Consider the following 17,290-nt stretch of genomic DNA (forward strand, 5'->3'; position numbering starts at 1 on the left):
CTCGTTCATCTGTCCCGCGTCGCGACGTACCGTTCCCACAGATCGGGCCGCCGCTCCTTGGTCGTTTGTTCCGCCTGAGCGAGACGCCAGGCCCTTACCTTTTCATGGTGCCCGGAAAGCAGGACTTCCGGCACCTCCCGCCCCTGCCACTGCCGGGGTCGGGTATAGTGGGGATATTCGAGCAATCCCCGTTCGAAACTTTCCTCGTCGCCCGACTGGGCGCTGCCCATGACCCCCGGCAACAGCCGGACACAGGCATCCATCAGGGCCAGGGCCGCCGGTTCGCCACCGGACAGCACATAGTCCCCGAGGCTGATCTCCTCCACGTCGCGGGCCTGAAGCACCCGCTCATCGACGCCCTCGTAGCGTCCGCAGAGCAAAATCACGCCGGGGCCACCGGCCAATTCCACCACCCGCGCCTGGGTCAACGGTGCCCCGCGCGGGCTTAAATAAATCACCGGCCAATCCGCCGCGCCAGCCTGGGCCGCCTCGATTGCCGCATCGACCACATCGGGCCGCATCACCATCCCCGGGCCGCCGCCACAGGGCGTGTCGTCCACGGAGGCGTGTTTATCGCGCGCAAAGGCCCGAATGTCCAGCGTTTCCAAAGCCCAGGAACGCATTTCCAGGGCCTTTCCCGCCAACGAGACCCCCAACGGGCCGGGAAACATCTCCGGGAACAGGGTCAAGACCCTGCTGGTCCAGATTCGTTCCGCTCCCTCAGTCATCCGAGGCCTCGTCCTCTTCGTCCCGTTGCGGCGTCTCCAGCAACCCCGGCGGCGGGTCGATCACCAACCGTCCGGCCGCCACATCCACCGTCGGCACCACCGCCTTGGTGAACGGCACCATGATCGGCTTACCATCGGTCCCGGTGATTTCAAGAATCTCACCGGCCCCGAAATCGTAGACCCCCTGCACTTTACCCAACAGGCTTCCGTCCAGCAGATCGGCCTGTAGTCCCACCAAGTCCGAGTAATAGAACTCGTCCTCGCCGGGCGGCGGCAGGGCGTCCCGAGACAGATAGAGCCGCGTTCCCTTCAGGGCGTCGGACTGATTGCGGTCCGTTACCCCGTCAATCCGCGCCAGTACCTGCCCCTTGTGCAGCCCGGTCAGCGTCAGGACAAACGTCCGCGACCCGTCAGCACTGAACAGCGGCCCGTGGGCGACCAGGGTTTCAGGATCATCGGCCAGACACTTGATCCGCACCTCGCCCTTGAGCCCCCGCGCCCCGGTCACCACGCCCAGGCACAACATGCCGGGCACTTCTTCGTTGCGGGGCGCGACCATGGACAGCTGACCGACCGATTACTCGGCGGCGCTTTCCTCGGCCGGCGCTTCTTCAACCGGTGCCGGAGCGGCGGCGGCCTCGGCGGCGGCGGCAGCGGCAGCGGCGGCCTTTTCTTCCTTCTCGCGCTGACGTTCCTGGGCCTTGGTCTTCGGCAGATGCTTTATGGACTGCTCACGGAAGCCCGGCTTCTCGCCCAGACCCATCTTGGCCATCAGATGCAAGACCCGCTCGGTCGGCTGCGCCCCGTTGCTGACCCAATACTGGATGCGCTCGCCGTTGAGCAGAATGCGGTCCGGGTGGTCCTTGGCGACCATCGGGTTATAGGTGCCGACCTTCTCGATGAAGCGGCCATCCCGCGGGCTGCGGGCATCGGCAACGACCACACGATAGAACGGGCGCTTCTTCGCCCCGCCCCGGGACAAACGGATTTTCAAAGCCATGGTTGGATTTTCCTTTTGTTGTTCAATTCATTACAAATTCATCGTCCGGGCTGGAACGGCAGCTTTCCGCCCATGCCCGGCATGCCGCCACGCAGCAGCCCTTTTTTGCCGAGCTTGCCCATTTTCTTCATCATACCGCTCATCTGCTGGAACTGCTTGAGCAGCCGGTTGACGTCCTGTACCGACAAGCCGCAACCGGCGGCGATGCGACGGCGGCGCGAGGCATTGAGCAGTTTCGGATTCTGTCGTTCCTGGGGCGTCATGGAGAGAATGATCGCCTGCTGACGGGCGACCATTTTGTCATCCACATTGGCATCGGCGATTTGCTGTTTCATCTTGCCGATGCCCGGTAACATGCCCAGCAGTCCCTCAATGTTGCCCATTTTGCGGATCTGGCCCAGTTGCTGCGCCATGTCCTCCAGGGTGAACTGGCCCTTGAGCGCCTTCTTCGCGGCTTTTTCCGCCTCTTGCTGGTCGATGGTCTCGGCGGCCCTTTCGACCAACCCGACAATATCGCCCATGCCGAGAATGCGCCCGGCCACCCGGTCAGCCTGGAAGGTCTCCAGGTCTTCGAGCTTTTCACCGACACCCATCAGTTTGATCGGACAGCCGGTCACCTGACGCATGGACAGCGCCGCGCCGCCGCGGGCATCGCCATCGACGCGGGTCAGCACAATACCGGTGACGCCGATTTTTTCATTGAATTCCTTGGCCACATGAACGGCGTCCTGGCCGGTCATGGCGTCGGTGACCAACAGGGTCTCCGTCGGATGAGTGGCGTCGCGGACCTTGGCGACTTCGTCCATCAGCAATTCGTCGATATGCAACCGACCGGCGGTATCCAGCACCACCACGTCATAACCTTCTTTACGGCCCACGTTCATGGCCCGTTTGGCGATGGCTACCGGCTGCTCGCCGAACACCACCGGCAGGCAGGCCACGCCGGTCTGCTCACCCAGAATGGCCAATTGCTGCTGCGCCGCCGGGCGGTAGATATCCAAGGAGGCCATCAGGACCTTCTTGCGCTCGCGACGGGTCAATTGCAGGGCCAGCTTGGCGCTGGTGGTGGTCTTGCCCGACCCCTGAAGGCCGACCATCAGGATCGCCACCGGCGGAGACGCCTGGAGATTGATCCCCTGATCCATCTGCCCCGGTCCGCCGCCCAGCATTTCCGCCAGACAGTCGTTGACGATCTTGATGACCATCTGACCCGGGGTCACCGAACGCAGAACTTCCTGGCCGATGGCCCGCTGCTGCACCGAGGCCACGAAATCCTTGACCACCGGCAACGCCACGTCGGCTTCGAGCAGCGCCACGCGCACTTCGCGCATGGCCTCGGAAACGTCGGCCTCGTTAAGGGCTCCGCGTTTCTTCAAACGCTCAAAGACATCGCCCAGACGGTCGGACAGGCTTTCGAACATGGGTTCGGATCACTTCCACAAAACATTCATCGCAAACACCAACGGCGCCAGTGCGCGAAACTCGCGGATTGGCGGCGCCCCGTGAGGCGAAGGGTCACAGATTCCCTCGGATGTGGGGGCGGACTTTATGGATTGCGCGCCGCCCTGTCAAGACATCCTCTGCAACACGCTCCGACACCAACTAATGGTTTATTCAAATCATAATTGAGCTTATCATATGGTTTCAAGACAAGGGGGATACCCACGATGACGTCCGAATTTGGCGACACCACCCACGCGGGCCCGCATCCCATTGATCGGTCGGTGGGACAGCGCCTCAAGGAACGCCGCATGGAACTGCGCATCAGCCGCAAGGCCTTGGCCCGTGACGTGGGAGTCTCGCCGCAACAGATCGCCAAGTACGAACAGGGATTCACCCGCGTTTCCGCCAGTGTTCTGTACAGCCTGAGCAAGGCCCTATCCCTGCCGGTGGCCGACTTCTTCAGCGACGTGACTCCGGAGCTTATCGACCTTCCGCCAAGAACGACGGCGGAAATGGATCGCGAACTGAAGGCGTTTTTGCTGGTTTACATGCAAATCGCGGACCCCCGGGTCCGGCGCAGCCTTTTGGATGTGATCCGCTCCATGGGCATCATGAATAGTTGACCATTAAGGCTGAGGAACCCCACAGAAAGAAAATAATGGGTAGCATTTTTGGATCTTGAGTGTGATAGTATGCGAAATGGGATGAGCGAGGAGCGGTGCCCCATTGAGCATCCGGAATCTTAGAATTAAGGGAAATAGGAAGTAGCATGGAAAAGAGGCGTACCAAGGGTTCCGCAGACCCGATCGACAAGTATGTCGGCACGCGCGTGCGGGCGCGCAGGATGGGTTTGCGTCTCAGTCAGACCAAGTTGGGCGAAGCCATCGGCGTGACGTTCCAGCAGGTTCAGAAATACGAAAACGGTACCAATCGGATCGGGTCGAGCAATCTGTTCAAGATTGCCCGTGTCCTGGATGTGGGCGTCAGCCACTTTTTCGAGGGCATTCCGGATGCCACCCTGGTCAACAGCGGCGTTCCCGTGCCGGGCATGTCGGACCAGCCCCAGGCGACCTTTGATCATGACCCGATGAATTCACGCGAGGCCATCGAATTGATGCACAACTACTACCGCATCACCGATGAGGAAGTCCGCAAGCGCCTCTATCAGTTCATGAAATCCCTGGCCAACAGTTATTCCCACGACGCGGACTGAGCCCTTTCAATGACGTTTCCAAACGGGCCGCACGCCAACCGGGTGCGGCCCGTTTGCATGGCGCTGGACAGCGGCGGGACGCGCACCCTATATAAGGCCCCATGACTGGACGCGCTTTCATCAAAATGCATGGCCTGGGCAACGATTTCGTCATTTTCGATGCCCAACGGGACCCCTTGTCCCTGAGCCCGGAAGCGGTGCGCCTGATCGCGGATCGTCATCTGGGGGTCGGCTGCGATCAAGTGGTGGTCATGGAGCCCCCCACGGATCGGACTTCCGATGTGTTCATGCGCCTCTACAATGCCGATGGCGGTCAGGTGGAAGCCTGTGGCAATGCCGCGCGCTGCGTCGCCGCTTTGGCCATGCGCGAGTTCGGCGGGGATCGGATCATTATCGCCACCATCGCCGGTCAACTGGAAGCCCATGACGCAGGCGACGGCTTGATCACCGTCGACATGGGTCTGGCCCGCCTGGACTGGACGCAGATCCCGCTGGCCGAACAACGCGAGACCCTGCACCTGAATCTCGACATCGGTCCCCTGAACGACCCTGTGGCGGTCAGCATGGGCAATCCCCATGCGGTGTTTTTCGTCGCCGACGCGGAATCCGTCGATTTGCCGACTTTTGGCCCGCAAGTGGAAAACCATCCGCTGTTTCCCCTGCGCACCAATGTGGAAGCGGTCCAGGTCCTGGGCCCGGAACGACTGCGTATGCGGGTCTGGGAACGCGGTGTCGGGATCACCCAGGCTTGCGGCACCGGGGCCTGCGCCAGTCTGGTCGCCGCCCATCGGCGCGGACTAGTCGGACGTCGGGCCGAGGTCGAGCTGGATGGCGGCCTGCTGGACATCGAATGGCGCGACGACGGCCGGGTCTTGATGACCGGCCCGGTGGCGGCCAGCTTTTCCGGCCACCTGCATCCGGACCTGCTGAACGGAACCGCCTGAGCATGGCCGCGCCCCCGCACATCGTCACTCTGGGCTGCCGGCTCAACAGCTTCGAGTCCGAGGTCATGCGCCAGCATGCGGCACAGGCCGCCGACGGGCGCGACTGGGTGATCGTCAATACCTGCGCCGTCACCGGCGAGGCGGAACGGCAGGCCCGGCAGAATATCCGACGTCTGCGCCGCGAACGACCGGACGCCCGGATCATCGTCACCGGTTGCGCCGCCCAATTGCATCCCGAGGCCTTCGCCGCCATGCCCGAGGTGGATCGGGTGCTGGGCAATCGGGAGAAGCTCGACCCGGCGGCCTATGCGGACGCCGCCGACGACCTGCTGGTGGCCGACATCATGACCGACCAGGACTCGCCGTTTCCGGCGCTGACAGGCTTTGCCGACCGGACCCGCGCCTTCGTCCAAATCCAGCAAGGCTGCGACCATCGCTGTACCTTCTGCATCGTCCCCTTCACCCGGGGACCGGGCCGCAGTCTGACTCCGGACGAAGTGGTCACCCGAATCCGCCAGTTGGTCGAGGCCGGTCACCGGGAAGTGGTGCTGACCGGGGTCGATATCGCTTCCTACGAACCGGGGCTGGGAGGGCTTTGCGCGTGGATTCTGCAACAGGTGCCTGATCTGCCCCGTTTGCGACTTTCCACCGTCGATCCGGCGGTGATGGACACCGAGCTGTTCCGTGTCCTGGCCGAGGAGCCGCGCCTGATGCCGCATCTGCACCTCAGCCTGCAATCGGGCGACGATTTGATTCTCAAGCGCATGAAGCGACGCCATGACGTGGCGAGTGCGCTCGAATTCGCCCGCAGCCTGCGCCGGGCGCGCCCGGAGATTGTCCTCGGGGCCGACCTCATCGCCGGGTTCCCGACCGAAGACGAAGCCAGTGCGGCGCGCACCGAAGACACGGTCCGCCAGATGGATCTGGTGGGATTGCATGTGTTTCCCTATTCCCCCCGCCCCGGCACCCCGGCGGCCCGCATGCCGCAGGTCCCCGTGGCCCTGCGCAAGCAACGGGCGGCGCGGTTGCGCGACATCAGCGAGGCGCGCCACCTGCGCCATCTGGCCGACAAGGCGGGACGCCGGGAAAGGGTACTGGTCGAGGACGGGCGACAGGCTCGCTGTGCCGACTTCACGGCTCTCGAACTGACCGCCGACGCCCGGCCGGGCGACCTGCTGGAGGTGCAGTTGCGCTTCCAGGACCCTCAGCTTTTCGGAGACCGGACATGAGCTACAAGCACCTCGTCGACCATGTGGCGGAACCCACCGAAGACGACCGCAAGAGCGGCTGGCTGGGCAAACTCAAAAATGGCCTCAGCCGCTCGTCGAGCAAGCTGGTGGGCGGCATTACCGATCTGGTCACCAAGCGACTGCTCGACGACGAGGCGCTCAACGATCTGGAAGACCTGCTGGTGCTCACCGACATGGGCATGCCCGCCGCCACCCGGGCGGTGGAAGCGGTCTCCGCCACCCGCTTCGGCAAGGAGTCCTCGTCGGAGGAAATCCGCGAGCAATTGGCAAGCGAACTGACCAAGAGTCTGGAACCGGTGGCCCGACCGTTGGAAATCGACCCCGCCCTGCGCCCCCATGTGGTGCTGGTCTGCGGCGTCAACGGCAGCGGCAAGACCACCACCATCGGCAAGCTGGCCAAGCAGGACGTGGACCGGGGCCGCCGGGTGCTGTTGGCGGCCGGGGACACCTTCCGCGCCGCCGCCGTCGAACAGCTCAAGGTCTGGGGCGAGCGTTGCGGCTGTCCGGTGATCGCCCGCGACATCGGGGCCGACGCCGCCGGACTGGCCTTCGATGCCCTGGAGCGGGCGCGGGCCGAGAACGCCGATGTGCTCTATATCGACACCGCCGGACGGCTGCAAAACAAACAGGGTCTGATGGACGAATTGAAAAAGATCATTCGCGTCCTGCGCAAGGTCGATGCCACGGCGCCCCATACCTGCCTGTTGGTGCTCGATGCCACGGTCGGTCAGAACGCCCTGTCGCAGGTCGAGACCTTCAAGAACATGGTCGAGGTCAACGGTCTGGCCCTGACCAAGCTGGACGGCACCGCCAAGGGCGGTGTGATGATCGCCCTGGCCGACAGATTCGGCCTGCCGGTGCATGCGGTCGGCGTCGGCGAAGGAGTCGAAGACCTGCGCCCCTTCGAGGCCCGGGCCTTTGCCCGCAACCTGTTGGGGCTCGATGCCTGATTCCCCTCCAACCTTTGCCCCCATCCAAATCCGCTTGTGTCCCCCCCCCATTGAGGCGCAATGTACGGGCGTGGCGTTGAGCGCTTTTCGGCGACAACGGCTCGTGTCTCACAAAGGAATTGATCCATGAAACAGATTGTGTTGAGTACCCTGATTGCGGCCGCCGCATGGGCCGTTCTCGCCGCACCGGCACAGGCCGACGAGGAATCCGACCTCGCCAAAATGACCAACCGCTATCAACTGCTTTCCGGCACCGTGAACGACAAGCCGGGAACCCTGATGGTGGATAGCGCGTCTGGCCGGACCTGGGTCCTGGAGACCGATGACGCGGTCGGCGGTCTGTCCTGGCGGCGCATCCCGGTCAAGATGTTCGCAGTGACCCCGCAGGGCTATCTGGCCCGCCCCAATCCGGTGAACCCGAAGAAAGGCCCGGCTCCCGCGGCCAAGTGAGGCCGCCCTAACCCGGGAGGGCGGGCATCCTAAAGGTGCTGTTCCACCCAGGCCAGCAGGTGGCTGAGGGTGACGGCACCGGCAATGCGCGCCACTTCCTGGCCGTTCTTGAACAGCACCAGGGTGGGCAGCCCCCGGATGCCGTGGCGTCCGGCCAGGGCCTGTTCCTCGTCGGTATCGACGCGGGCCAGCCGGACCCGTGGCTCCAGGTGGTCGGCGGCTTCCAGGAAGATGGGTTCCATGCGGATACAGGGCGCGCACCAGTCGGCGTAAAAATCCACCAGCACCGGCAATTCACAGACCCCCAGATGGGACTCGAAGGTCTCGCCGGTCAGCGGGATCGGCTTGCCGGGAAACAACGGCGCGGCGCAGGCGGCACAGACATTGCCACGGGTCGGTTTGTGGGTGAGGACCGTCGCCTCGCCGCAGCTGGGGCAGATGATCCGGTGGGACTCGCTCATGGTCACCTCTGGTAAAATTCCGTGTGCTCCATTATAGGTGTCATGGAAGAGTCCCGGTAGGGGCCAAATCTATGGACGTAGGGAAGGCATGATGACCGGTCCTTCGGTGGGCGGCAGGTTTGATGTCCTGCGCGGCGATCTCTATGGCGGGATAACGGCGGCGGTGGTCGCCCTGCCATTGGCCCTGGCGTTTGGCGTGACGTCCGGGGCCGGTCCCATGGCCGGGCTCTACGGGGCCATTCTGGTCGGTTTTTTCGCCGCCCTGTTCGGCGGCACGCCGACCCAGGTTTCCGGCCCCACCGGGCCGATGACCGTGGTCATGGCGGTGGTCATCATCCAGTACCAGCATGACCCGGCCCAGGCCTTTACGGTGGTGATGATGGGCGGGGCGTTGCAGATCCTGTTCGGGTTTCTGCGCCTGGGCAGTTACATCTCGCTGGTGCCGTTTCCGGTGGTTTCGGGATTCATGAGCGGCATCGGCTGTATCATCATCATCCTGCAAATCGCCCCGTTGCTTGGCCTGACCAATCCTGACGGCGGCACCATTCCCGCCCTGCTGTTTCTGCCCCATGCCCTGAGCCACCTGAACGTCGGCGCAACCCTGATCGGCATTGGCGCCCTGGGCACCATGTTCCTTACCCCGCCCGGACTAAAACGCTGGCTCCCAGCCCCGTTGATCGCCCTGATTCTGGGTACCCTCGTGGTGGCCTGGGTGCTACCCGATGTGCCGGTTCTCGGCAACATTCCGACCGGTCTGCCGGAAATCCACCTCCCCGCCTTTTCCTGGGATGTGCTATCTGACATGCTGGGCTCGGCGTTGATCCTGGCCCTGCTTGGTTCTATTGATAGCCTGTTAACCTCGTTGATTGCCGACGATGTGACCCGGACCCGGCACAACTCCAATCGTGAACTGATCGGCCAAGGGATCGGTAATCTGCTGTCCGGGTTCGTCGGTGGCCTACCCGGAGCCGGAGCGACCATGCGCACCATGGTCAATATCCGTGCGGGAGGAACGACCAGGACCTCAGGCATGATCCATTCCCTGGTCTTATTGGCCGTCGTGCTGGGATTGGGGCCGCTGGCGGCGCATATTCCGCACGCCGTCCTGGCCGGAATTTTGATCAAGGTCGGCATTGAGATCATTGATTGGGACTATCTGCGTCGTCTGCGCCGCGCCCCGGGGGCGGGCACGGTGCTGATGCTGTTGGTGTTGTTTCTCACCGTTTTCGTCGATCTGATCATGGCCGTTTCGGCGGGCATGGTCGCCGCCTCCCTGCTGTTCGTCAAGCGCATGTCCGACATGCAGTTGGCGACCGTCAAAACGGCCGGCGGCAAGGGCTTCGGGGCGGTGCCCATGAGTCCCGCCGAACAGACCATTCTCGACCGCCATGCCGAGGCGATCCTGTGGATGCATATGACCGGGCCGGTCAGTTTCGGGGCCGCCAAGGGGCTGACTGAGCGGCTGTTTCTCGAACCGAACGTGAAGGTCTTGATTCTCGACCTGTCCGACGTCACGTTTGTGGATACCAGTGCCGCCATGGCCTTCGAAGATGTGATCCTGGGGGCCACGTCGCAGGGTCGAGCGGTGTTCGTGGCCGGGGCGCGGGCCCCGGTGGGCGAGGTCCTGGACCGCCTGCATGTGCTGGCGACCGTGCCCGCCAACCGTTGCGTGCCGACCCGCGAGAAGGCGCTGATCCGCGCCGCCCAGTGGCTTGAACGCCAAATCAACGTGACATAGGAGGACTGTTCATGGCCGGATGCGCCGGACCCTATACCCGGGTGTTTTTCGAGGAAAAGGACGCGGCCCGTTGTCAAAAACTGGCCGACAGCCTGCCCGGGCACGGCCTGACGGCGACCGACAGCCGCCTGCCGCCGGGCGATGCCGGGCTCGATGATCTGGCCTGCGACATCTTTTTCAGCGATCCCGAGACCCCGGGGGAGGTCTGGGTGCTGCGGGTCGCCAAGTTTCTCGGCCCGCGCAAGCTGCTTGGTTGGACGAATGTCTACGAAGTCACCCTGCAACGAAAACCGATTGGTGCCGACGACAGCGACCCCTGGCAGGGGCACCTCTACGCGACCCGCCTCGACAACCTGTTCAAGCGGCTGTGGGAGGCTTATCCCGACATCAAGCGGGGGAACCCGGTGGCCGATCTGGTGGCCAAGGAGGACTCCCACATGATGCGCATCACCCTGTGCAACGAATGACCCCGGCTCAGTTGGGACGGTCCTCCGGTGCCGGTCTGCTGAACGCCAGTTCACCGATGGCATCGAGAATGGCCTTCCACTGGGCACTGCCCTCGAAATCCCGAGCATCAAGCAATTCGTTGGCCCGCAGTTGGGCCAGTTGCCGGGCCTGACGGGGGCCTTGCTCGTCGATCAATTGGGCCGCCGTGCGGTAGGCCTCGCCAGAAAGCATGGTCATGGTTTCAAGTCCTTCCCCTGATGTTCCCTCCTGGTCGGCGGCGGAGTGGCAGGCCCGCATTCTGTATCAGGATTCGTTACTGCTTGTCCTCGACAAACCGGCCGGACTGCCGGTGCACGGTGGCCCTGGAGCCACCGACTGTCTGGAAAACTATCTGGGGTTTCTGCGCTTCGGTTACAAGGAAACCCCGGCCCCGGCCCACCGTTTGGACCAGGACACCAGCGGCTGCCTGATCCTCGGACGCAACCAGCGGGCCTTGCGCAAACTGGGACGGCTGTTCACTCAAGGTCATATTGGCAAGACCTATTGGGCCGTGGTCGCCGGTCGCCCACCCGCCGATTCAGGCATTATTGATCAACCGATCAAGAAAATATCCAGCCCGCAAAAAGGCTGGCGCATGGTGCCTGCGAAGGACGGTCAAAAAGCGCGCACCAGCTACCGGCTGCGCGGCTCCTCCCCCGATGGTTTGAGTTGGCTGGAACTGACCCCGCACAATGGCCGCACCCACCAGGTCCGCGTCCATTGCGCCCTGCTCGGTTGTCCGATCCTCGGCGATCCGCAGTATGGCAAGGGGGATGGCCAGAGGCTCCACCTGCTGGCCCGTCAGGTGGAAATCCCGCTCTACGAAGACCGCCCGCCAATCATTGTCCAGGCCGCCGCGCCGCCACATATGCGTCCGGCGCTCGATCGGATGGGGTAGAAATTCAGCCTTCGGACGGCTTTGCGTCCTTTTTGTCCTTCTCGGTCGGGATGAAGGTGCCCGCCTGATGCATCTCAACGACGCCACGGCGGATTTCGCGGGTCTTGGCGAAGTGTTTATAGAGCACATCGCCCTCACCCCAGCGGATGGCCCGTTGCAGCGCCGTCAGATCCTCGGTGAAGCGTTGCAGCATTTCCAGCACCGCCTCCTTGTTGTTGAGGAAAATATCGCGCCACATCACCGGATCTGAGGCGGCAATCCGGGTGAAATCGCGGAAACCACCGGCCGAGAACTTGATCACCTCTTTCTTGACGTCCTCTTCCAGCGCGCAGGCGGTGCCGACGATGGTATAGGCGATCAAATGCGGCAGATGGGAGGTAATGCCGAGCACCTTGTCGTGATGCTCCGGGCCCATGATCTCCAGCCGCATGCCCACCGCTTCCCACAGCCTGCGCACCAAATCGACCGCCTCCGGGTCGGTGCCCGGAGCCGGGGTGAGGATGCACCAGCGGTCCTGGAACAGTTCGGCGAAACCGGCTTCCGGTCCCGAATGTTCGGTGCCCGCCACCGGATGGCCGGGCACCAGATGGCAGCCCTCGGGCAGATAGGGGCCCACATCGCGGATCACCGACATCTTGGTCGAGCCCACATCGCTGACGATGGCTCCGGGCATCAACGCCGGGCCGATAGCCTGGGCGACTGATTCCTGAGCCCCGATGGGGGTGCAGATCATCACCAGATTGGCCCCCTTCACCGCTTCCGCCGGGTCGAGAATGTAACTGTCGCCCAGTTCGAGCTCCCGAGCTTTGTCCAGGGTTTCCGGGCGGCGGGTGCTGACGACCACATGGCGGGCCAGCCCGTCGCGGCGAATGGCGCGGGCCAGGGACGACCCGATCAGGCCAATGCCGATGAAGGCGACACGGTCGAACAGCACCTCGGACATGGTCTGCTCACTCCCCTTGCATGAATTCGCGCAACGCGGCGGCCAGGATCTCGTTTTCCTCACCGCTGCCAATGGTGATGCGCAGGCTTTCCGGCAGACCATATCCGGCCATGCGGCGCACGATCAACCCCTGGGTGCGCAGAAAGTCATCGGCCCGGGTGGCCTGTTCGCCATCCCGGAAGCGGGCCAGAATGAAGTTGCCGACGCTGGCCGGCACATCAATTCCCAGGTCGCGCAGGGCGGCACTCAACCAGTCCAGCCAGTAGTCGTTATGCTCCTTGGATAGATCGAGGAACGCCGGGTCCTCCACCGCTGCCCGCCCGGCGGCCAACGCCGCTGCATTAACATTGAACGGCCCACGCACCCGGTTGATTACATCAATCACTGCCGCCGGGCCGTAGGCCCAGCCCAGACGCAGGGCGGGCAGGCCATAAGCCTTGGAGAAGGTGCGGGTCATCACCGTATTGTCGGTATTCTGAGCCAGTTCGAGGCCCGGCGAATAATCGTTGGCCCCCACATATTCCGCATAGGCGGCGTCGATGACCAACAGGATGTCGTCGCGCAGTCCGGCGCGGAGACGCTGCAATTCAGCACTCGGCAGATAAGTGCCGGTGGGATTGTTGGGATTGGCCAGGAACAGGATACGGGTCTTGTCGGTGACCGCCGCCAACAGCTTGTCCACGTCGGCCCGCAGGTCGGTTTCCGGCGCCTTCACCGGCGTCGCCCCCGCGCCCTTGGCATAGATCGGGTACATCAAGAAGCCGTGTTCGGTATGGAGCACCTCGTCGCCCGGCCCGGCATAGGCATGGCACAGCAGGCCAATCAATTCGTCCGACCCGGAGCCGCAGACAATGCGCGCCGGATCGAGGCCATAACGCTTGCCCAAAGCGGCCCGCAGATCCCCGGCGCTGCCGTCCGGATAACGGTGCAGGTTGGCCGCCGCAGCCTCGAAGGCGGCGCGAGCCTGGGGGCTGCACCCCAGCGGATTTTCGTTGGACGCCAACTTGATGATACGCGCCACGCCGTCGAGCTTCGACTCTCCCCCCACATAGGGAGCGATGTCCAGCACACCGGGTTGCGGGGTCGGGTTACTCATGATCGGACCTCTTCAATGGATCGGATGTGGGTTACAGGTCGGCCAGTTCCCCATGGGCCAGCGGAACGGCATAACCGCCCAGGGCGACCACCCGCTTCACGGCGGTGCCGAGGAAAGCGGCGGCGGTTTGAATGCGATTGTCGTCCGGTTCGGCGAAATCGTCCACTTCCACCAGATGCAGCCACACCCGGGGCTTCTGGGTATCGTACCAAAGGGTGCTAAAGGTGGCTGCCAGACCAACGCGATTGAGCGCGGCATCAATGCTGGCGCGGTTGAATTCGGCCTCGGCATCGAACACGAACAAGGACCGGTCGCGCCCGGAGCTTTCATGGCTCAGATTGGCGATCACCACCGCCTCGGCTTCCTCGTTCATCATGCCGCTGGGGGCACCGGCCCAGGGCAGGCGGCTGACCACCCGCGGCGCGCCTTCGGCCTCATTGACCAGGAACCGCCACCAGGGATTGGAATCGCGCAGCACCGGCACCGGCAGCACGCCGACGGAGGCATCGCCCTTGGTCACCGCTTCGACCACCCGGCGGGCCGATTCAAAGCCGGTGATCGGGGTCCGCGCACCGAACTGATCGCGGGCCAGTACCCGACAACCGCCGCCTTCGCAGACGGCGACCGAGAACGGGCCTTGCTGGCGCACCGAGGAGCCCATGATCTCTTTCCAGATCTGCACCAGATCCGCTTTTGGCATGGCACCGCTATGGCGGGCGGTCAGGCGGCGCAGAATGGCGGCCTCGCGGGAGGGACGCAGGGCCAGACCGTCATGTCCCTTGCGGTCCCCGACCTGACGGCCCAGTTCAACCCGGCGCATCAACAAATCATGGATCTTGTCGTCGATACGGTCGATTTCGACCCGCAGATCGGCCAGAATTTCGGTGTTATTGCTCATCGGCCCAGTCTTTCCTCGGAGCCCCTACAGATATCCCTTCGACCGCATGAAAGCAAAGAAAACATTGACACATCCGGGGGGCGACCCTAAGTCAACTTTCCTATGGGAGATCCATTGGAATGAACCTCAAGACGGCTGACCCTTACGGCTCCGGTGACTTTCCGGGCAAACGCGTGCGCCTTGGCGATGACCGTCCGTTGCCGTTGGACTGCGGCACCGAACTGACGGCCTTTACCGTGGCCTATCAGACCTATGGCACCCTCAACGACGATAAGTCCAACGCGGTGCTGGTTTGCCACGCCCTGACCGGCGACCAGTTCGCCGCCGAGACCCATCCGCTGACCGGCAAGCCGGGCTGGTGGGAAACCCTGATCGGCGCGGGCAAGCCCCTCGATACGGACCGCTATTTCGTCATCTGCTCGAACATCCTGGGCGGCTGCATGGGCTCCACCGGACCGCGCGAAATCAATCCGGCGACCGGTCAGCCCTGGGGCCTGGGCTTCCCGGTCATCACCATCGCCGACATGGTGCGCGCCCAGGTGCGGCTGATCGACCATCTGGGAATCGACCGGCTGTTCATGGTCATTGGCGGCTCCATGGGCGGCATGCAGGTGCTGGAATGGGCGGCGGGCTATCCCGACCGACTGTTCTCCGCCGTCCCCATCGCCACCGCCGCCCTGCATTCGGCCCAGAACATTTCTTTCCACGAAGTCGGGCGGCAAGCCATCATGGCCGACCCGGACTGGTGCCAGGGCCGCTACGAAATCGAAGGCAAGGTGCCGCACCGGGGCCTGTCGGTGGCCCGCATGGCGGCCCATATTACCTATCTGTCCGAGGCCGCCCTGACCCGCAAGTTTGGTCGTCGCCTACAGGACCGGCAGTCGGTGACCTTTGGCTTCGACGCCGATTTCCAGGTGGAAAGCTACCTGCGTCATCAGGGCTCCACCTTCGTCGATCGCTTCGATGCCAACAGCTATCTCTATATTACCCGGGCGATGGATTATTTCGATCTGGCGGAACGCCACGGCGGCATTCTCGGCGATGCCTTCCGCAACACGCCGGTGCGCTTTTGCGTGCTCTCCTTCACCAGCGACTGGCTCTATCCGACGGTGGAAAACCGGCGCATCGTCCATGCCCTCAACGCCGCCGCCGCCAATGTGAGTTTCGCTGAAATCGACAGCGACAAGGGCCACGATGCCTTTTTGCTGGAAGAGCCGGAGTTTCACCGGGTACTGGCCGGGTTCATCGAAGGATCGGCGGAACGTCTGAGTCTGGAAAAACGTCCATGAGCGGTCTCAAGCCCACCGATATCCGGGTCGATCTGCAACTGATCGCCGACATGATTCCGGCTGGATCACGGGTCCTCGACATCGGCTGCGAAGACGGCACCCTGCTCGACTACCTGACCCAGTTCAAACAGGTGGACGGGCGCGGCATCGAACTGTCCAACGAGGGGGTGCGGGCCTCGGTGGCCGCCGGGCTGTCGGTCATCCAGGGCGACGCGGACACCGACCTGGAGGCCTATCCGGACAAGGCGTTCGACTATGTGATCCTCAGCCAGACCTTGCAGGCCACCCGCCGCCCGGACCATGTGCTGTCGCATCTGGTGCGCATTGGCACCCATGCCATCGTTTCGGTGCCCAACTTCGGCCATTGGCGTATCCGCTGGACCCTGTTCGCCGAGGGCCGCATGCCGGTGTCCGAGAATCTGCCCTATGAATGGTACGACACGCCGAACATCCACCTGTGCACCCTCAAGGACATCATCCGGCTGTGCAACAAGCTCGGCATTACCATCGAGCGTTCCATTTCGGTCAATGCCAGCGGCGTTCCGCAACGCATCGGCAGCAGCCTCGCCGCCGCCAACCTGTTCGGCGAACAGGGCGTGTTCCTGTTGCGCAAGCTGTAACGCTTCAAGCGCCGGATATCCTTGCATCGCGAGGCCGGGAACCCTATATGGCGGGCGCAGTTTCAACGAGCTTCAGAGCCAGATCATGACCCTTATCGAGCGGAGCGGACGGTTTGTCGAAAGCAGCCCGGTCCAGAGCTTCATTTCCGTTCTTATCGTCCTCAATGCCATTACCCTGGGCCTACAGACGGTTCCCTCGATCATCGAGTCCCATGGCGCGGTCCTGGATCTTTTCGACCAGCTTGTTCTGATCGTGTTCGTGCTGGAAATCGGCGGCAAACTGGCCTGGCGTCGCCTCGACTTCTTCCGCAGTGGATGGAATATTTTCGATTTCGCCATCGTCGGCATTGCCCTGATGCCCGCTTCCGGCGAGTTGAGTGTACTGCGGGCCTTGCGGATTCTGCGCACCTTGCGATTGATGAGCGTGGTTCCGGCCATGCGGCGGGTGATCGGGGCCTTGTTCACCGCCATTCCCGGAATCGCTTCGGTGGGCGCGATCATCCTGCTGCTGTTTTATGTGTCGGCGGTATTGACCACCAACTTCTTCGCCGGGACCTTCCCCGAGTGGTTCGGCTCCATCGGCGCATCCATGTACACCCTGTTCCAGGTGATGACCCTGGAAAGCTGGTCCATGGGCATCGTGCGACCGGTGATGGAACAGCACCCCTGGGCCTGGGTCTTTTTCGTCCCCTTCATTCTGATCACCAGCTTCGCCATTCTCAACCTGTTCATCGGCATCATCGTCGATGCCATGCAGTCGCAGCATGCGCTGGAAGATGGCGCCACCTCCCACGAAGATGCCCTGAAACTGCAAGCGGATCTGGTCGACGTGAAGGATCAACTCAGCCAGATCAAGGCATTGCTGGAACGCCGATCCTAAAGC

Annotated in this window: 21 protein-coding genes; 12 read left to right on the forward strand and 9 right to left on the reverse strand. The window is 63.2% G+C overall.

What is annotated here, in order from left to right; genetic code table 11:
* Window positions 1–5 precede the first annotated feature (5 nt).
* The 4 genes from trmD to ffh are packed head-to-tail and all read right to left on the reverse strand — an operon-like array spanning window position 6 to window position 3,149.
* Window positions 6–728 (reverse strand): tRNA (guanosine(37)-N1)-methyltransferase TrmD, encoded by a 723-nt coding sequence (trmD, locus tag ACYQ1P_RS00695; protein WP_460018459.1) that lies wholly within the window; start codon window positions 726–728, stop codon window positions 6–8.
* A complete protein-coding gene (gene rimM, locus ACYQ1P_RS00700) occupies window positions 721–1,287 on the reverse strand; it encodes a ribosome maturation factor RimM (protein ID WP_460018460.1) in 567 nt (188 codons plus the stop codon). The genes trmD and rimM overlap by 8 nt, the downstream gene beginning before the upstream one ends.
* An 18-nt stretch (window positions 1,288–1,305) precedes the next feature.
* On the reverse strand, window positions 1,306–1,728 hold the full coding sequence (rpsP, locus tag ACYQ1P_RS00705) for a 30S ribosomal protein S16 (protein WP_460018461.1): 423 nt from the start codon (window positions 1,726–1,728) through the stop codon (window positions 1,306–1,308).
* Window positions 1,729–1,766: 38 nt separating this feature from the next.
* Window positions 1,767–3,149, reverse strand: coding sequence for a signal recognition particle protein (gene ffh, locus ACYQ1P_RS00710; RefSeq protein ID WP_460018462.1), 1,383 nt, complete (start codon window positions 3,147–3,149; stop codon window positions 1,767–1,769).
* A 246-nt stretch (window positions 3,150–3,395) separates the two neighbouring features.
* Between ffh and ACYQ1P_RS00715 the strand changes: the two genes are divergently transcribed.
* The 6 genes from ACYQ1P_RS00715 (at window position 3,396) to ACYQ1P_RS00740 (ending at window position 7,978) form a co-directional block, all read left to right on the forward strand.
* Window positions 3,396–3,794 carry a helix-turn-helix domain-containing protein gene (locus tag ACYQ1P_RS00715; protein WP_460018463.1) on the forward strand — a complete coding sequence of 133 codons (399 nt, stop codon included), beginning with the start codon at window positions 3,396–3,398 and terminating at the stop codon, window positions 3,792–3,794.
* Window positions 3,795–3,940: 146 nt separating this feature from the next.
* Window positions 3,941–4,384, forward strand: a complete 444-nt coding sequence (locus tag ACYQ1P_RS00720; protein WP_460018464.1) for a helix-turn-helix domain-containing protein — start codon at window positions 3,941–3,943, stop codon at window positions 4,382–4,384.
* Between the two features lie 101 nt (window positions 4,385–4,485).
* Window positions 4,486–5,328 carry a diaminopimelate epimerase gene (dapF, locus tag ACYQ1P_RS00725; RefSeq protein ID WP_460018465.1) on the forward strand — a complete coding sequence of 281 codons (843 nt, stop codon included), beginning with the start codon at window positions 4,486–4,488 and terminating at the stop codon, window positions 5,326–5,328.
* Window positions 5,329–5,330: 2 nt separating this feature from the next.
* Window positions 5,331–6,557 (forward strand): tRNA (N(6)-L-threonylcarbamoyladenosine(37)-C(2))-methylthiotransferase MtaB, encoded by a 1,227-nt coding sequence (mtaB, locus tag ACYQ1P_RS00730; protein WP_460018466.1) that lies wholly within the window; start codon window positions 5,331–5,333, stop codon window positions 6,555–6,557.
* Window positions 6,554–7,528: a signal recognition particle-docking protein FtsY gene (gene ftsY, locus ACYQ1P_RS00735; protein WP_460018467.1), complete on the forward strand. Its 975-nt coding sequence runs from the start codon at window positions 6,554–6,556 to the stop codon at window positions 7,526–7,528. Before mtaB ends, ftsY begins: the two co-directional genes overlap by 4 nt.
* 126 nt (window positions 7,529–7,654) lie before the next feature.
* Window positions 7,655–7,978, forward strand: a complete 324-nt coding sequence (locus ACYQ1P_RS00740) for a hypothetical protein (protein ID WP_460018468.1) — start codon at window positions 7,655–7,657, stop codon at window positions 7,976–7,978.
* Between the two features lie 29 nt (window positions 7,979–8,007).
* On the opposite strand, the gene ACYQ1P_RS00745 is transcribed toward ACYQ1P_RS00740, so the two are convergent.
* On the reverse strand, window positions 8,008–8,439 hold the full coding sequence (locus ACYQ1P_RS00745) for a thioredoxin family protein (RefSeq protein ID WP_460018469.1): 432 nt from the start codon (window positions 8,437–8,439) through the stop codon (window positions 8,008–8,010).
* Window positions 8,440–8,527: 88 nt separating this feature from the next.
* Between ACYQ1P_RS00745 and ACYQ1P_RS00750 the strand changes: the two genes are divergently transcribed.
* Both ACYQ1P_RS00750 and ACYQ1P_RS00755 read left to right on the forward strand, forming a co-directional pair.
* Complete coding sequence (locus ACYQ1P_RS00750) at window positions 8,528–10,177, forward strand: SulP family inorganic anion transporter (RefSeq protein WP_460018470.1); 1,650 nt, start codon at window positions 8,528–8,530, stop codon at window positions 10,175–10,177.
* An 11-nt stretch (window positions 10,178–10,188) separates the two neighbouring features.
* Window positions 10,189–10,644, forward strand: coding sequence for a hypothetical protein (locus ACYQ1P_RS00755; RefSeq protein ID WP_460018471.1), 456 nt, complete (start codon window positions 10,189–10,191; stop codon window positions 10,642–10,644).
* A gap of 7 nt (window positions 10,645–10,651) precedes the next feature.
* On the opposite strand, the gene ACYQ1P_RS00760 is transcribed toward ACYQ1P_RS00755, so the two are convergent.
* Complete coding sequence (locus ACYQ1P_RS00760) at window positions 10,652–10,861, reverse strand: hypothetical protein (protein WP_460018472.1); 210 nt, start codon at window positions 10,859–10,861, stop codon at window positions 10,652–10,654.
* Between ACYQ1P_RS00760 and ACYQ1P_RS00765 the strand changes: the two genes are divergently transcribed.
* A complete protein-coding gene (locus ACYQ1P_RS00765) occupies window positions 10,860–11,561 on the forward strand; it encodes an RluA family pseudouridine synthase (RefSeq protein ID WP_460018473.1) in 702 nt (233 codons plus the stop codon). The genes ACYQ1P_RS00760 and ACYQ1P_RS00765 overlap by 2 nt on opposite strands.
* 4 nt (window positions 11,562–11,565) lie before the next feature.
* Here the strand turns inward: ACYQ1P_RS00765 and ACYQ1P_RS00770 are convergent, their stop codons facing one another.
* Genes ACYQ1P_RS00770 through ACYQ1P_RS00780 form a run of 3 tightly spaced genes read right to left on the reverse strand, consistent with a single transcriptional unit; the run spans window position 11,566 to window position 14,498 of the window.
* Window positions 11,566–12,504 carry a prephenate/arogenate dehydrogenase family protein gene (locus ACYQ1P_RS00770; protein WP_460018474.1) on the reverse strand — a complete coding sequence of 313 codons (939 nt, stop codon included), beginning with the start codon at window positions 12,502–12,504 and terminating at the stop codon, window positions 11,566–11,568.
* A 7-nt stretch (window positions 12,505–12,511) separates the two neighbouring features.
* The gene (hisC, locus tag ACYQ1P_RS00775) at window positions 12,512–13,600 is read right to left on the reverse strand and encodes a histidinol-phosphate transaminase (RefSeq protein ID WP_460018475.1); all 1,089 of its coding nucleotides are present in this window, start codon (window positions 13,598–13,600) and stop codon (window positions 12,512–12,514) included.
* Between the two features lie 31 nt (window positions 13,601–13,631).
* A complete protein-coding gene (locus tag ACYQ1P_RS00780; RefSeq protein ID WP_460018476.1) occupies window positions 13,632–14,498 on the reverse strand; it encodes a chorismate mutase in 867 nt (288 codons plus the stop codon).
* 119 nt (window positions 14,499–14,617) lie between these two features.
* Between ACYQ1P_RS00780 and metX the strand changes: the two genes are divergently transcribed.
* The 3 genes from metX to ACYQ1P_RS00795 all read left to right on the forward strand — a co-directional run bounded on the left by metX (window position 14,618) and on the right by ACYQ1P_RS00795 (window position 17,287).
* The gene (metX, locus tag ACYQ1P_RS00785; protein WP_460018477.1) at window positions 14,618–15,787 is read left to right on the forward strand and encodes a homoserine O-acetyltransferase MetX; all 1,170 of its coding nucleotides are present in this window, start codon (window positions 14,618–14,620) and stop codon (window positions 15,785–15,787) included.
* Window positions 15,784–16,407, forward strand: coding sequence for a methionine biosynthesis protein MetW (metW, locus tag ACYQ1P_RS00790; protein WP_460018478.1), 624 nt, complete (start codon window positions 15,784–15,786; stop codon window positions 16,405–16,407). Before metX ends, metW begins: the two co-directional genes overlap by 4 nt.
* A gap of 85 nt (window positions 16,408–16,492) precedes the next feature.
* Window positions 16,493–17,287, forward strand: a complete 795-nt coding sequence (locus ACYQ1P_RS00795; protein ID WP_460018479.1) for an ion transporter — start codon at window positions 16,493–16,495, stop codon at window positions 17,285–17,287.
* The last annotated feature ends 3 nt before the right edge of the window (window positions 17,288–17,290 follow it).

Source organism: Magnetospira thiophila, from assembly GCF_054657015.1.

Bases quoted from the DNA above. Each gene is read 5' to 3' on its own strand.
- trmD (WP_460018459.1), bottom strand. From the start codon at position 728: ATGACTGAGGGAGCGGAACGAATCTGGACCAGCAGGGTCTTGACCCTG.
- rimM (WP_460018460.1), bottom strand. From the start codon at position 1,287: ATGGTCGCGCCCCGCAACGAAGAAGTGCCCGGCATGTTGTGCCTGGGC.
- rpsP (WP_460018461.1), bottom strand. From the start codon at position 1,728: ATGGCTTTGAAAATCCGTTTGTCCCGGGGCGGGGCGAAGAAGCGCCCG.
- ffh (WP_460018462.1), bottom strand. From the start codon at position 3,149: ATGTTCGAAAGCCTGTCCGACCGTCTGGGCGATGTCTTTGAGCGTTTG.
- ACYQ1P_RS00715 (WP_460018463.1), top strand. From the start codon at position 3,396: ATGACGTCCGAATTTGGCGACACCACCCACGCGGGCCCGCATCCCATT.
- ACYQ1P_RS00720 (WP_460018464.1), top strand. From the start codon at position 3,941: ATGGAAAAGAGGCGTACCAAGGGTTCCGCAGACCCGATCGACAAGTAT.
- dapF (WP_460018465.1), top strand. From the start codon at position 4,486: ATGACTGGACGCGCTTTCATCAAAATGCATGGCCTGGGCAACGATTTC.
- mtaB (WP_460018466.1), top strand. From the start codon at position 5,331: ATGGCCGCGCCCCCGCACATCGTCACTCTGGGCTGCCGGCTCAACAGC.
- ftsY (WP_460018467.1), top strand. From the start codon at position 6,554: ATGAGCTACAAGCACCTCGTCGACCATGTGGCGGAACCCACCGAAGAC.
- ACYQ1P_RS00740 (WP_460018468.1), top strand. From the start codon at position 7,655: ATGAAACAGATTGTGTTGAGTACCCTGATTGCGGCCGCCGCATGGGCC.
- ACYQ1P_RS00745 (WP_460018469.1), bottom strand. From the start codon at position 8,439: ATGAGCGAGTCCCACCGGATCATCTGCCCCAGCTGCGGCGAGGCGACG.
- ACYQ1P_RS00750 (WP_460018470.1), top strand. From the start codon at position 8,528: ATGATGACCGGTCCTTCGGTGGGCGGCAGGTTTGATGTCCTGCGCGGC.
- ACYQ1P_RS00755 (WP_460018471.1), top strand. From the start codon at position 10,189: ATGGCCGGATGCGCCGGACCCTATACCCGGGTGTTTTTCGAGGAAAAG.
- ACYQ1P_RS00765 (WP_460018473.1), top strand. From the start codon at position 10,860: ATGGTTTCAAGTCCTTCCCCTGATGTTCCCTCCTGGTCGGCGGCGGAG.
- ACYQ1P_RS00760 (WP_460018472.1), bottom strand. From the start codon at position 10,861: ATGACCATGCTTTCTGGCGAGGCCTACCGCACGGCGGCCCAATTGATC.
- ACYQ1P_RS00770 (WP_460018474.1), bottom strand. From the start codon at position 12,504: ATGTCCGAGGTGCTGTTCGACCGTGTCGCCTTCATCGGCATTGGCCTG.
- hisC (WP_460018475.1), bottom strand. From the start codon at position 13,600: ATGAGTAACCCGACCCCGCAACCCGGTGTGCTGGACATCGCTCCCTAT.
- ACYQ1P_RS00780 (WP_460018476.1), bottom strand. From the start codon at position 14,498: ATGAGCAATAACACCGAAATTCTGGCCGATCTGCGGGTCGAAATCGAC.
- metX (WP_460018477.1), top strand. From the start codon at position 14,618: ATGAACCTCAAGACGGCTGACCCTTACGGCTCCGGTGACTTTCCGGGC.
- metW (WP_460018478.1), top strand. From the start codon at position 15,784: ATGAGCGGTCTCAAGCCCACCGATATCCGGGTCGATCTGCAACTGATC.
- ACYQ1P_RS00795 (WP_460018479.1), top strand. From the start codon at position 16,493: ATGACCCTTATCGAGCGGAGCGGACGGTTTGTCGAAAGCAGCCCGGTC.